The organism is Streptomyces sp. NPDC093065, from assembly GCF_044754585.1.
Taxonomy (GTDB): Bacteria; Actinomycetota; Actinomycetes; order Streptomycetales; family Streptomycetaceae; genus Streptomyces.
On sequence record NZ_JBIVPJ010000004.1, the window covers coordinates 79456 to 92488 of the forward strand.

Genomic DNA, 13033 nt, shown 5'->3' on the forward strand with positions numbered 1-13033 from the left:
GTTCATCCGACGGGCGCGTCGGCCGGCTGGTCGCCGCGGTGCGGGTCGCCCTTGGTCAGGAAGGCTTCCCGAGGGTGCTGCACCGAGGCCAGCGAGACGATGTCCCGGCCGTAGCAGGCGGCGGTGGCCCATACGGCGAACACGCGTACCTTGCGTTCCCACGACGGTACGGCGAGCACGTGGTAGCCGCGGTGCATGAGCCATGCCGGGAAGCCCTTGATGACGAGGCGCCGGTACTGGAAGATACCCCGGCCCAGGCCCAGAGTGGCCACCACTCCCAGGCTGCGGTGGACGTAGTCCTTGGCGGGCCTTCCGCGCAGTGACGCCAGGATGTTCTTGGCGAGGCGTTTGCCCTGCCGTACCGCGTGCTGGGCGTTGGGGACCGTATGCGCCCCCGGCCGGCCCGCCGCGAGATCGGGCACGGAGGCGTCGTCGCCCGCGGCCCAGACGTCCGGTACCGCGTCCGTCTCCGTTCCGACGCGCAGGTCGGGCCGTACGACGAGCAGTCCCCGTTCGTCCACCGGGAGGTCCGTGTGGTTGTGCACCACGGGGTTGGCCGCGTTGCCCGCGGCCCACACGATCAGGCCGGAGTCGTACTCCGTCCCGTCCGAGAGCACGACGTGTCCGTCCTCGGCGGAGACGAGCTGGGTGTTGAGGTGCACCTGCGCGCCCCGCTTGCGCAGGGACCGGACCACCCAGTCGCCCGGCCCGTCAGTGACCTCGGGGAGGATGCGGCCACGTGCCTCGACCAGGTGGAAGCGGAGCTCGCGGGCGCTGATCTCCGGGTAGTGCTTCAGCAGTGCGGTCGCCAGGGACAGCGCTTCGCCGAAGCCCTCCACACCCGAGAAGCCCCCGCCCACGAAGGTGGCGGTCAGGAGCCTCTTGCGTTCGGATCCCTCGGGCAGACTCGCCGCGCGGTCGAACGAGGTCAGCAGCCGGTCCCGGACGGCCACCGCCTCCTCGACGTGCTTCAGGCCGAAGGCCTGGTCGCTGATGCCAGGTATGGGGAAGGTGCGGGTGACCGCGCCCGCCGTGATGACGAGGATGTCGTAGGTCAGTTGGTAGTCCGGCCCGTTCTCCGGGCGTACCGTGACGGTGCGGTCACTGTTGCGGATCTTCGTCACGGCGCCCGCGATCAGGCGGGTGCGGTGCAGGTGCCGGCGGAGTGACACCGCGGCGTGACGGGCTTCCACGGAGCCCGCCACCACCTCCGGCAGGAACGGCTGGTACGTCATGTACGGACGCGGGTCGACGACGGTGACGCGCGCCTCGCCCCTGCGCAGCTTCTTCTCAAGGCCCCACGCGGTGTAGAAGCCCGCGTAGCCGCCGCCCACGATAAGGATCTCACGCACGGTGTCCTCAGTTCTTGTCTTCTCGGTTTCACACCACTGACCGGGCGGAACCGCGTGCTGTGACACCGACTTCACGTGAAGTGGCTGTCGGCGTCCCGGCCGCGGTCCGTCCGTCGCTGTGTGCCGGCATCACTGTGTGACTGGGTCGAAGGCCCACAGATCCACCGGGAGACCGGGGGTGTACGTGTGGAGCGTCAACGGCTGGTTCTCGCCGTGGGCGTCCAGGTACAGGCGCTCGCCGGGGGCCGTGTGGTTGCTCAGGAACATCGTCGTCTCGTTGAACGTGGCACACCACAGGTAGCCGTCGTCGTTGGGTCGGAAGGTGTTCAGCGTCACCCTGTTGCCGTCCTGTGGCAGTGCCCGGGTCGCCGTCGCGTTGACGTACTTCCCGCCGTAGGCGAGGTAGTAGCAGTGGTCGTCACCGGTTCTGTCCGCGTAGATCGTGGTGAACCCCTCGTTTCCCGCCTCGGTGTCGTAGCGCACGTCCACCGCGGTGCCCTCTTCGGTGCGGCCGTCCGCCACCGTCATCATCAGGGGCGGTGTGGACTCCTCGAGCAGGATCTCGTCGACTCTCGGCGCCTCGGTGACCGGGTCCTGGAGGAACCAGCGCTGGGCACCCGAGTTGTCGAAGTCGCGAGCCACCAGAGCCGCACCGCTGTTCAGGGACGTGAGCAACTGGTGGCTGACCATGTTCTCCAGGATCCATGTGCCGTCTCCCTGGTCGACGGGGTGCCAGAGCTGGTCGGTCTCCTCGTTCGGGTTCAGTGCGATCCGCGCGTCGCGGGCACCGTCCGGCTGTCCCAGGTAACTGTTGCCGTCGACGGAGACCAGGCGGTAGTGGCCGGGGAACTCGGGCACCGCGTCCAGACTGAACGTCTGCATCGGCACATCGGCCCGGTTGAACGGCTCGTCGACGACCTGGGAGGTGTAGCCGCCGTAGGTGGCCACGTTGGTGGTCTTGGCATTGCGGAGCACGGCCCGCGTCGGCAGCTTCTTCACCGGCCGCGCCCTGGCGCTCGGGGGTTCCGGCAGATTGCCGATTTCGAACAGAACGGGGTAGTGGTCCGACCTGACTTCTTCGTCGACCCGGCCTATGCCTGTGGCTTGGGGCGCGTCGGCACCGGACGGGGCGACCGCGTAGTCGAGGATTCTCGGCGTGGTGGTCAGCGGCTCCGCGGGCTCCGGATCCAAGGGGTCCGGAACATAGGGTTCGGGGTCCGGCACGGTCGGATGGGTCGGCTGTCCGAGGGACGGGGCCATCACCTGCCACTGCCCGGGCGCGTCACGGGAGAGCCGGTCGTACAGGGAGTTCTGCGCGCCGGGATGCGGGAGGCGGTTGTAGTCGCCGAGCGCCACCCAGGGCAGCGGCGTGTTGTTGGGGCCCGCGGTGGCCATCCTGGTCCGGATGTTGGCCAGCAGCTCGGGGGCGTCGTTGCCGGACCCCGACCAGCCGTGCACCGTGAAGTAGACGACGCCGTTGACGCGGACGCCGAGCGCGGGCCGGCTCGTGGCGACTCCGTACTGGTCGACGGCTCCCCGCACCACGAAGACGTCGTCGCGCTCGACGGGGTTGGACGTCGCGATGGCCAGGTTGACGCGGTTGACCCCGACGGTGGAGGTGTCCGTGTGCAGCCAGTACAGGTATGCGGCCGGCCGGCTGCGCGTCCCGCTGATGAGGTACTGCCGGACCGGTGGGTTGATGTGGTTGCCCACGTAGTCGAGGCCCCGGCTGTACTGCGTCTGCTGGATGTCGTGCTCCTGCCCCAGCCATCTGTCGCCGGTCTCGCCCCCGGGAGGAGACCCTGCCTCCTGCAGGAGCATGATGTCGGCCTCGTACCGCGCCATCATGCCGAGCACCCCCGCGTCGTACTTGGATTCGTACTCGCCGGCGTCGTCGGTGGTGCCTGCGCCCTGCATGTTCCAGGTGATCACCTTGCGGCGGTTCTGTTGACGGGGGTCGGTCTCGCCGCCGGTGTCCCGCAGGAACAACGAGTGCTGTTTGCCGAGGTCGAGCGTCGCCACCCCCTGGCCCCGGTAATCCAGGGTCTCCCGGCCCGTCCAGTCCGCGATGGCCTGACCGTCCTGGCCCAGGGGCAGGAACTCCCCGGGACGCAGGCCGTCGGAACCGAACTGGAACGCGACACCGGGCTGCGTGCCGTACGGGGCGTACGGCTCGAAGGGGCCGTTCGGGGTGGTCTGCTTGATCAGGGTGTTGTTGTAGAAGACGTTCTGCGGACCGGAGGAACCGGCCCACTTGCCTGCCTTGGGACCGGCGGCCCACCAGATCGGGTACCAGGTCCCGTCGTCGATCTCACCGCCTTCCCCGCCGCAGTTGGCCCGGCAGCTCGCCGAACGGTGTTCGTAGGGGATACGCACCGTGTTCTGCTCGAACAGGTTGCCGTGTTCCCAGCCGCCGTGCAGGTTCAGGTCCGAGTCGAGGTCGTTGCGGAAGGCCACGTTGCCGCTGGCCGACCACTGGAAGGTGAAGTGGCGCAGGTTGCGGCTCAGGTTGTGGGCCCACAGCGAGTCCCAGACCCGGCTGCCGCGCAAGTAGCCGTTGCCGCCCTTGCCCTTGTTCCACGCGCCGTCGAAGCTGTTGCGCTCGATCTGCAGGTTGCGCGCCACCTCGGTGACGATCGGGTGCGAGCCGGTCATCGTGGCCCTCAGCCCTCGCGCCCAGCTGTTGGCGGCCCATTTGAACACGATGCCGTGCATCGCGTACTCCGGGGCCATGTTGCCGTAGTTGTTCCTGGCCTGGTCGGGGCTCAGGGAGTAGGTCTCCTGGCCGCCGATCTTGGGCAGTCCGTTCATGTCCTGGGTGAAGGCGAAGTCCTCGAACCCCACCCCCTCGACGGTCTTCAGCGGGGTGATCTTGCTGGGGTAGGGATTGCCGCTGCCGTTCAGCGGTTCGGAGCCGTCCGATTCGGAGTTGACCGGCAGGTCCCACTCCAGCGGCTCGTCCAGCGTGATCGTCTTGGTGGTGGCGTCGATGCGGGTGACCCGGAACATCTGCTGGCGCATGTGGAGCGCCTCGATCATGCTCGGATCGGTGATGCCCTGCTGTGCGTAGAACTTCTTGCTGTTGGCCGCCCCCACCCAGACATAGCCGCCCGGCTTGAACTTGTCCGTGTCGGCTTTCGGATCCAGCCGCACCGCGTTGCCGCCCCGGCGGCCCGAGAAGCCCGGGTCGTCGGGCGGTGCGGCGAGCTTGAAGCCGGAGACCCAGTGCTGGTTGACGCTGCTCTCGAAGAGGTCCTTGCGGCCGGGAAGGGGCGGAAGCACCTCCCATTCGTCCTGGTACCGTGCCGCCACCTCCCGGGTCTGGACCCGGAACATTCCCCGCCCCGGCCATATCCAGCCGCCGTTGCCCATGTCGGGCGCGTTGCCGGCCGTCATGCTTTCCTGGTCCCAGCGGCCGTTGACCGTCTGGTCGTAGCGTGTGCTGAGGTCGGGGCGGAACACCAGGCGGGTGCCGCCGTCTCCCGAGCCCATGCCCCTGATGGTCAGGAAGTTGGCGTCGACGTAGATCTGGCGGGAGATGTCGACCCGCCCGTACGGCAACTCGATGAGTGAGAGCCGGTGGAAGTTCGCGTTCGGTGAGCATCTGCTCCTGACGTCGTCGATCGCCTTCTGCAGCCCGGCGGTGTCGTCGGCCCCGTCGTCCCCGATCACCTTGTAGGTGGAGGCGAGTTCGCCGCTGGAGATGCGGCAGGAGGCATCGCCGGTCAGGTCGCCGCTGCCCGGGAGCTCCAGGCCGCCGCGATACCCGGTCCGCGACCAGTCGGGCAGACCGGCACGGGGGACGGTGCGGTTCGCGTGGCTCAGGTCCGGGCCGACTGCCCCCGGTCCGGCCGTTGGCGCGGCCGGCGCGGGAGCGGTCGTGGGCGTCGCGGGGGCGAGTGCCGACGCCGGCGGGGCGAGCGCCGGCGTCAGGAAGGACAGCAGCAGGCCGGGAAGAAGGCTCATCGCTGTTCGGCTGTGTTTCACGAGACCTCGACAGGTGGCGTCATCGTCGGGAGCCCGTCACCACTGCGGGGCGGGGGGCTTGGGCATGGCCGCGAAGTCGTAGACCGCCTTCCACAGGACGCCGTTCCGTCCCCCGCCGGTACCGTTGATGACGTAGTAGAGATCGGTTCCGGCGATCACGGCCAGCGGGGTCCTGCCGTAGGTGTTCGCGAACGAGTTCTCCTCGTAGTACCCGCTCCACCCCCCGTCCCGCGAGATGATGTAGCTGCCGATCGTGTGGTCACGGTCCTCGGTCAGGCTGATCACGCCATAGCCGTTTCGGGAGAGCGCGACGGACGGACCGCTTCTGGTGTAGCCGGGGGTGCCCGAGGCGTACACCTTGAACGGGCTCGTCCACGTGGAAGAGCCGTACCTCTGCCGCGACATGTAGATGTTGTTGTCGGTGCCGGTGAAGGCCAGGACGATCTGGTTCCAGGGAGCGGGGTCGTTCCCCGAGTCCACCTGGGCGGCCAGCGCCGGCGCGTCCTTGCTCAGGGCGCCCGGAACCACGCGGGGGGAGGTGTAGGTGGCGGTTCCACCGTTGTAGTACGTCGTCCAGACGGCGTCGTTCGACTGGCTGTTCCAAGCGAGCATGAACGAGTTGTCGGGCAGCGCGGCGGCCCCCACGGGCAGGGTGTTGCTTGTCCGGGTGTCGTTGGGGATCTTGGTCGGGTCGGGCAGGTCGCCGGGCAGCTGGTAGCTCGCGTCGAGCTGGACGCGGTGCTGGTAGACGTGGCCCTCCGTACCGGTGTGGAAGATCCTGAAGTTCCCGCGGCCTCCGTCGTCGGTCCAGATCACCTTCGGCGGTGTCCAGGTCTGCGCGAACGCGCCTGCCCCCGCGGGCAGCCGGCGGGAGGGGCCGTTGTTCAACGCGATGTAGATGTAGTCGTTGTCGGCGCCCCGCCAGGCGTGCAGGATGTTGCCGCGCTCGTCGCGTGCCTCGCCCGGGGTGGACCGGCTGGTGATCGCCCCGCCCCCGTAGGTCACCGGCTTCCAGTCGCTTCCCTCCCCGGGAAAGCCCCAGACGGCGGCCGAAGGGCCGTCCGCCGCGACCGAGGCGTCACCGGCCACGGCCGGCACGGCCGCTCCCGGGACCGCGGCGGACGCGGCTACGAGCGCCACCGCCGCCAGCCGGAACCTCATCGATGTGTTACGCACTCTTCCTCCGTGGGTTCTCGCGAACACGACGGTTGCTGATGCTCCGTCACAATGTTGACAACATAGGCATGTTGGATGTGACGTGGTGGTCGTCACGCTGCCCCTTGTCGGGGCTTGTGAGCCCCTGGAGCCGGCCGTCAAAGGGCCGCCTCGGCGATACGCCGGGGTTCGCCAGGCCGAACCTGTCACATATCGACACGCTGCCAGGTCAATGAAACTGAAGCGGTCACCCGTGGAGCGGGTTGCCTACGTCCTGCGCGAGGCGTTCGACTACGCCTACGCCGACATCGCGGAGATCCTGGGGCTGACCCCGGTCAACGTCCGCAAGATCGTGAGCAGGGCCCGCAGGCATCTCTGGGCGGACCAGCGGGCGACCGTCGGGGCGGCGGAGCATTGGCAGCTTCTCGACGCCTTCCTGTCGGCGGCGGACCGGAAGCACCGCCCGGCTGGAGGCCGTTCTCGTACCCGCCGGGAAACGCGTGCGGCTCACGGGTGCTCGGCAGGGGGCCGGTTCCAGGAGCGGAGCTTGTCGGGGTTGAGGACGATCCACGCCTGCACGATCCGGTCAGCGGCGACGTCGAGACTGATGACGGCGACCACTTGCCGGTCGTATCGCATCACCAGCCCCGTCCGTCCGTTGACCGACTGGGCCCGCAGGGTGGTACGTGAGCCCGGGTCCAGCAATCCCAGCAGACAGCGGGCGACCCGCTCCGTGCCGTGTACCGGCTTGATCGTTGCCCGGATCTTGCCACCACCGTCGAAGAACGCCGTTACGTCGGGCGCCATCAGGGACGCCAGGAGCGCCTCGTCCCGCGTCGCCCAGGCCCGGCGCGTCCTGTGGACCACCGCGTCGTGCTCCGCGGCGGTCGTGGGGCGGGCGCGGCGGGCGCGCAGGCTGTCCCGGGCCCGCAGGGTCAGTTCGGCGACCTCCGGCTCCGACTGCCCCACCACGTCGGCGACGGTGCCCGGCGCCATCCCGAACACACCGTTGAGCACGAACGCGGCCCGCTCCTGGGGGGAGAGGGCGTCCAGCGCGTTGAGCAGTACCTCACTGATCTCCTCCCCCAGTGCGCCGGCCTCATCGGTCCCGGCCGCCCGACCGCCTGCCGCGGAGGCCGGACGCTCCGGCACGGCCAACCGTGCCAGGCAGATGCCGCCGGCCACCTTCGCAAGCCATGCTCGCGGAGCGGCGATGCCCGCCCGCTCGGCATCGGACAGCTGGTACCAGTGCCGGTAGGTCTCGTCGATCACGCTCTCGGCCGCACCACCGCTGCCCAGCATCCAGTACGCGACATCCAGCAGGTGCTTCCGCTCGTCGAGCAACTCGGAAATCGGCACCGGGTCGTCGGAGTGGTCCATGCGGCTTGCCTCCTCTCGCCCCGGCACCGCGTCGCACGGCCCGAGCGACGGTCGTTGAGAGACGGTTCCTCTGCCGGCTCGACAGCTAGACCGGACGGGCGGAGATGTTGTGACATCGCTGCTCCGGCGCGGGGCGAAACCCGTCTCGCGCCCGGCCGAGGCCGGTCACCGGCCGGGGATCTCCTGCCGCGAGCGTCCGTCTGTCACAGATCGCCCGGCTGCCCTGTCACTTCCTCGGTGGTGTGCGTGGCGCCTGCGCGCACCTGTTCGGCGAGGAAGGGAAACATACATGTCAACAGCACGCGATCACGGCGACGTCTACGCGGACCCGGCCGGCGCCGGCGTCTTCCTGGCCGCCGAGGCTGCCCTGCTGGAGGCCCGCCTGGGCATGCTGAGCGACGCTCTCCGAGACGTCGACACGCGTATCGGGATGATCACTGCCAGTCTGCACAAGCTGCGTCACTCGGTACCCGAGGCGGACGGCGGGGAGCAGTAGGAGATGTCCGGGCGGAACGTGGCGGGGAAGGCCGGAAGTGGGTGAAGACATCACCTCCGGACTCTTCCGGGCTCAGAATGCCGTCCCCTGCTCCCCGACCGGGTCAGGAGCCGACGAAGGTGACCGTCTCCTCAAGCTCCGCCCGGCCCGTACGGGGATGACTGACCGCCGGGTCCTCGTACCCGATGGACATTCCGCAGAAGAGGAGGAGGTCGTCCGGAGGCGAAAGGATCTCCGCGACGGACGTGTGGTACTTCGCCCACGCCATCTGCGCACAGCTGTGCAGCCCCTCGGCGCGCAGCAGCAGCATGACGGTCTGCAGGAACATCCCGACGTCCGACCACTGGGCAGGTCCGAGGTCCCGGTCGATGTAGCAGAACAGGGCGACAGGTGCGCCGAAGCACTCCCAGTTCGCGACGGCGGCCCGCTGGCGGGCCTCCCAGTCCTCGCGCGCGATCCCGAGCGAGCCGTAGCGCTGGGCACCGAACGCGGACCGTCGTTCGCGATACGGGGACTTCAGCTCGGCCGGATACTGCACGTACTCCGGTTCGTCCCACGGTTCGCCTGTGGCTATGCGCTCGCGCACCTGCTTCTTGAGATCGGACAGCGGCTCGCCTGTCAGCAGATAGGCGTGCCATGGCTGGATGTTCGACGCGGACGGCGCCCAAGCGGCGGCGGACACGACGCGCTGGAGCACCTCCCTCGGGACTTCGCGGTCGGTGAAACCTCGCACCGCTCGCCTGCTGGTGACCGCTTGGTAGACGTCCAAGATCGCCTGTTCCTTACCTGGTTGGCGGATCGAGACCCTGTGGCACGGGTGACCGTATCAACCGAAGACAGTGTGAGTGTAGTTGCCATCGAAATACCCACACTGTTTGAGCCATCACGCGGAACGAAGCGACGCGCCGCGCGGAGCAGGCGTGGCAGCAGGCACCGGCTCGGCCTTGAACCATGGTCCGGCGTCACATGGATCAGGACGTCCCGTGCGGCGACCCTGATGGTCCGAGCAGTCGACCGCACGACAGGAGTCTGTGATGAAGGAAGTGACCGTGACGGACATGCGAGGAAAGCTCGCCGTCGTCACCGGAGCCAGCGACGGGATAGGCCTGGGGCTCGCCACGCGGCTCGCGGCCGCCGGCGCCGAACTGATCCTGCCGGTGCGCAACGAGGCCAAGGGTGCCGCGGCCGTCGACCGTATCCGTGCGGCGGAGCCGGCCGCCGAGGTCAGCACCCGCGCCCTCGACCTGGCTTCCCTGGCTTCTGTGGAGAAGCTGGCCGCCACGCTGGAGACCGAGGGAAGGGCCGTCCATCTCCTGGTCAACAACGCCGGGGTGATGGCGCCGCCGACCCGGCACACGACGGCGGACGGGTACGAGCTGCAGTTCGGCACCAACCATCTGGGCCACATGGCGCTCACGGGACGGCTGATGCCACTGCTTCGGGCCGGAGAAGCCCGTGTCACCACCGTGACCAGCAGTGCCGCGCGCAGCGGCAAGCCGGTCTGGGACGACCTCCAGAGCAGCCACCGGTATTCGCCGGTACGGGCGTACGGCCTGTCCAAACTGGCCAACCTGCTGTTCGCACTGGAGCTGGACCGCCGCAGCACGGCGGGCGGATGGGGCATCGTCAGCAACGCCGCGCATCCGGGCACGACGCTGACCAACCTCTACGCCTCCGGGCCCAGCCTCGGCCGTTCCCGTCCCGCGCCGCACGAGGCCGTTGTGAGGCGACTCGCGCGCTGGGGCATGTTCGTACAGTCCGTGGACAGGGGAGTACTTCCGATCCTCCACGCGGCCACCAGTCCGGACGCGGGCGGCGGGCAGTTGTACGGCCCCGACGGTCTGGGCCAGTTCACCGGCGACCCCACCCGGCTGGCGATCTACGGATCGGCCCGCAGCGAGGCGACGGCGGCCCGGCTCTGGCAGGTCTCCGAACGTCTCACGGGCGTCGCGTTCCCCGCCGTCTGACACGGCCAGGACGAAGAGGACCACGGACAGTGGACACAGGTGACCGAGCCGCGCTGGCGGCGTTTCTCAGAACCCGTCGCGACGCCCTCCAGCCGGAGGACGTCGGCCTGCCCCGCGGGCGCCGTCGGCGCACCGGCGGCCTGCGCCGCGAAGAGGTGGCGGCGCTGTGCGACATGTCGGCGGACTACTACAGCAGGCTGGAGCAGCCGAGGGGGCCGCACCCGTCGGAGCAGATGCTGGCCGCGATCGCGCGCGGCCTGCGCCTCTCCCTGGAGGAGCGGGACCATCTGTTCCGGCTCGCCGGGCACGTCGCTCCGCGCAGGATCCGGCGCGGCGACCACGTCGGTCCCGGCATGATGCGCATCCTCGAACGACTGGAGGACACCCCCGCACAAGTGGTCAACCACCTGGGCGAAACGCTCAAGCAGACCCGTACGGCGGTGGCGCTGCTGGGGGACGAGCGGGCCTTCACCGGCTGGGCCCGCAGCCTGCACTACCGCTGGTTCACCGAGCCCGCCTCCCGCCTGATCCGCCCCGAGAGCGACCACGCGGAGCACAGCCGCCTCCTGGTCGCGGATCTCCACGGCGCGTACGCGCACGACGGCAGGGACTCCCGCGCGGGGGAACTCGTGGAGGAACTGCGGACTGCCAGCGCCGAGTTCGCGGCCCTGTGGGACAGGCGTCCGGTGCTGGGCTCCTCCTGTGCTCCGAAGCGTTTCCGGCACCCGCAGGTCGGCATGCTCGAACTGCACTGCCAGACCTTGGTCGACCCCGATCAGTCGCAGCGGTTGCTGGTCTTCACCGCGGTACCCGGCACGGAGAGCCACGTGAATCTCCGGCTGCTGTCGGTCCTCGGAGAAGACGCGCGCCCCCGAGGCTGAAGCGCCGGTGCCCGTCCGCTGTCACACCTCCGCCGTCTGCTCGGTCAGGAGGAGGGGGCGACTTCCTGCACGTACCGCCCCGCAGCCGAGGCCCTCGCGGCCCGTCTGTCCGCGCTGCCCCGTCTGCCTCCGCAGGACGAGCGTGCGGTGCTCCCCGTGCAGTCGCTGGACCGGGCCCGTGCGCTGGACTCCCATCTGCGTGCCGTGGCCGAGGGGACGCGGGCGCTGCTCGGTGGGGAGGGCGTCGCCGAGGATCTCGGGGACGGCAGCGCCGTGCTCCGGCCGGCCGTCCACCTGGTCTCCCGGGCGGACGCCGTGCAGCTGCGGACCGAACTGCCCTTCCCCTGTGTGCGGGTGGCGCCGTGGAGCCGGGCGGACGGCATCGCCCCACTGCGCGGCACACCGGTCCTGTCGGCCCTGACCAGTGCCGGCCCACTGGTCGACGCACTGCTGGCGGAACCCACCATCGCCAACGTGTATCTCGGCGGGCATCCGACCTACTGGATGGCGCCGGGTGTGCCTCACGACGGCTATCTGTCGGACTTCCTGATGCGCGGCAAGGCCGTCATTGGCTCCCTGTGACGCCGTGACGGCCCTGCCGGGCGGTCTCAGTGCGGCATCAGCAGCATGACGGCCGTGCCCAGGGCCATCGAGCCCTCCCAGAAGCGGGCGTAGGGGTGCCGTGTCCCCGGGGCGCCGGTGCCGTGCGTCTCGACGAGCCTCGGGGTGCGCAGCGCCGGCATGTCCCGGGTCAGTGACCACAGCGCGTACGCCAGCAGGAGCAGCGCCAGTGCCGCGCCGACGGCGTCCGCGGCCGTCGTCTCCCCCGCAGGATGCGCGGAGCCGGCGGAGTGGTGCGCTTCCGGGAGCCCGCCGGCCAGTGTGTCGTGCGACGAGCCCGCCATGGAGTGGGTCATCCACGCCATCGCTGCCATGCCGGCCGCTTGGGGCAGCCGTCTGGCGACCATGCCCGGCCGCAAGTCCCGGAGCGGTCCCGCCGCAGACAGCGGGAACCACAGTGCGGCGGCCGCGAAGAAGACCGTCTGGGGCGGCTCCGGGAGCACACCGCCCCAGCTCCACGGCATCACCGCCATGGCCAGGGCCATGGCGGTGTGCAGCAGGTGGTCGACGCGCCCACGCCATCCGGGGGTCCTGGACGACACGGCCTGTCGCAGGCCGTGGACCACGGCGGCCGCGAACAGGACGCTCAGCATGCCGTGCACGGTGTCAGTGGCACTCATGAACGTCGCGCCTCGGCCGACCTGCACGGGCAGGGCCCGCAGGTCAGGTGGTGGGCCGGGGGGCGCGCAGGTGCGTCCGGCGGGCCAGCTCGGCCTCGTCGACCAGCTCCAGCATGGGCTTGCCGGGAGCACACATCATGGTCACCACGAACCGGGTCCGCGCGTCCGTCAGCGCGTTGCCGTCCTGGTAGTGGATGACGTCGCCGCCCGGCTCCCAGAACGTGCCGCCGGCTTCGACGACGCGCTCGGGCTCGCCCTCCAACTCGAAGCGGACCGCGCCCTCGACGACGTAGCCGAAGGCAGGACCGGAGTGGCGGTGCGGAGGGGTGCCCGGGTCGCCCGGCTCCCACTCGACCTCGATGGTCATCGCCGAGGCGCCGTCGGGGATGGTGATCGGGGAGGCGTCCTGGAGCATCCTGGCCGCGGTCGTCCAGCTCGCCCCCTCCTCGTGTTCCCCGGCTCCATGCGCGTGAGCTGCGTGGTTCTCGGACACTGTGTTGCACCTTCCGTTTCCGTGGATCTCATGACGGTCTCCCCGTGTTGACCGGGCACCGGGTGGTTCTGTGACACCGGC

The 13033-nt window shown here is 69.8% G+C and carries 10 protein-coding genes and 2 pseudogenes; 5 read left to right on the top strand and 7 right to left on the bottom strand.

Features of this window, described 5'->3' with window-relative positions; translation table 11 throughout:
- Nucleotides 1–2: 2 nt before the first annotated feature.
- From ACIQFU_RS08790 to ACIQFU_RS08800, 3 genes are all read right to left on the bottom strand, one after another.
- Nucleotides 3–1352, bottom strand: coding sequence for an NAD(P)/FAD-dependent oxidoreductase (locus ACIQFU_RS08790; protein ID WP_402550138.1), 1350 nt, complete (start codon nt 1350–1352; stop codon nt 3–5).
- Nucleotides 1353–1481: 129 nt separating this feature from the next.
- Nucleotides 1482–5318, bottom strand: coding sequence for a hypothetical protein (locus ACIQFU_RS08795; protein WP_402550140.1), 3837 nt, complete (start codon nt 5316–5318; stop codon nt 1482–1484).
- Between the two features lie 57 nt (nt 5319–5375).
- The gene (locus ACIQFU_RS08800; protein ID WP_402550142.1) at nt 5376–6515 is read right to left on the bottom strand and encodes a hypothetical protein; all 1140 of its coding nucleotides are present in this window, start codon (nt 6513–6515) and stop codon (nt 5376–5378) included.
- 211 nt (nt 6516–6726) lie between these two features.
- Here ACIQFU_RS08800 and ACIQFU_RS08805 point away from each other — a divergent pair.
- Nucleotides 6727–6810, top strand: a pseudogene (locus tag ACIQFU_RS08805) (hypothetical protein); the annotation flags it as partial.
- 191 nt (nt 6811–7001) lie between these two features.
- Here the strand turns inward: ACIQFU_RS08805 and ACIQFU_RS08810 are convergent.
- The gene (locus ACIQFU_RS08810) at nt 7002–7874 is read right to left on the bottom strand and encodes an RNA polymerase subunit sigma (protein ID WP_402550143.1); all 873 of its coding nucleotides are present in this window, start codon (nt 7872–7874) and stop codon (nt 7002–7004) included.
- Nucleotides 7875–8163: 289 nt separating this feature from the next.
- Between ACIQFU_RS08810 and ACIQFU_RS08815 the strand changes: the two genes are divergently transcribed.
- The gene (locus ACIQFU_RS08815; RefSeq protein WP_402550145.1) at nt 8164–8370 is read left to right on the top strand and encodes a hypothetical protein; all 207 of its coding nucleotides are present in this window, start codon (nt 8164–8166) and stop codon (nt 8368–8370) included.
- 103 nt (nt 8371–8473) lie between these two features.
- On the opposite strand, the gene ACIQFU_RS08820 is transcribed toward ACIQFU_RS08815, so the two are convergent.
- Nucleotides 8474–9139, bottom strand: coding sequence for a nitroreductase (locus ACIQFU_RS08820; RefSeq protein ID WP_402550147.1), 666 nt, complete (start codon nt 9137–9139; stop codon nt 8474–8476).
- A gap of 265 nt (nt 9140–9404) precedes the next feature.
- Here ACIQFU_RS08820 and ACIQFU_RS08825 point away from each other — a divergent pair, with 265 nt between their 5' ends.
- From ACIQFU_RS08825 to ACIQFU_RS08835, 3 genes and pseudogenes are all read left to right on the top strand, one after another.
- Nucleotides 9405–10337, top strand: coding sequence for an SDR family oxidoreductase (locus tag ACIQFU_RS08825; protein WP_402550148.1), 933 nt, complete (start codon nt 9405–9407; stop codon nt 10335–10337).
- A 29-nt stretch (nt 10338–10366) separates the two neighbouring features.
- The gene (locus ACIQFU_RS08830) at nt 10367–11218 is read left to right on the top strand and encodes a helix-turn-helix transcriptional regulator (RefSeq protein ID WP_402550149.1); all 852 of its coding nucleotides are present in this window, start codon (nt 10367–10369) and stop codon (nt 11216–11218) included.
- Between the two features lie 78 nt (nt 11219–11296).
- Nucleotides 11297–11800, top strand: a pseudogene (locus ACIQFU_RS08835) (aldehyde dehydrogenase); the annotation flags it as partial.
- 26 nt (nt 11801–11826) lie between these two features.
- Here ACIQFU_RS08835 and ACIQFU_RS08840 read toward each other — a convergent pair.
- Nucleotides 11827–12459: a DUF5134 domain-containing protein gene (locus tag ACIQFU_RS08840; RefSeq protein WP_402550150.1), complete on the bottom strand. Its 633-nt coding sequence runs from the start codon at nt 12457–12459 to the stop codon at nt 11827–11829.
- 43 nt (nt 12460–12502) lie between these two features.
- A complete protein-coding gene (locus tag ACIQFU_RS08845; protein WP_402550152.1) occupies nt 12503–12952 on the bottom strand; it encodes a cupin domain-containing protein in 450 nt (149 codons plus the stop codon).
- Between the last annotated feature and the right edge of the window lie 81 nt (nt 12953–13033).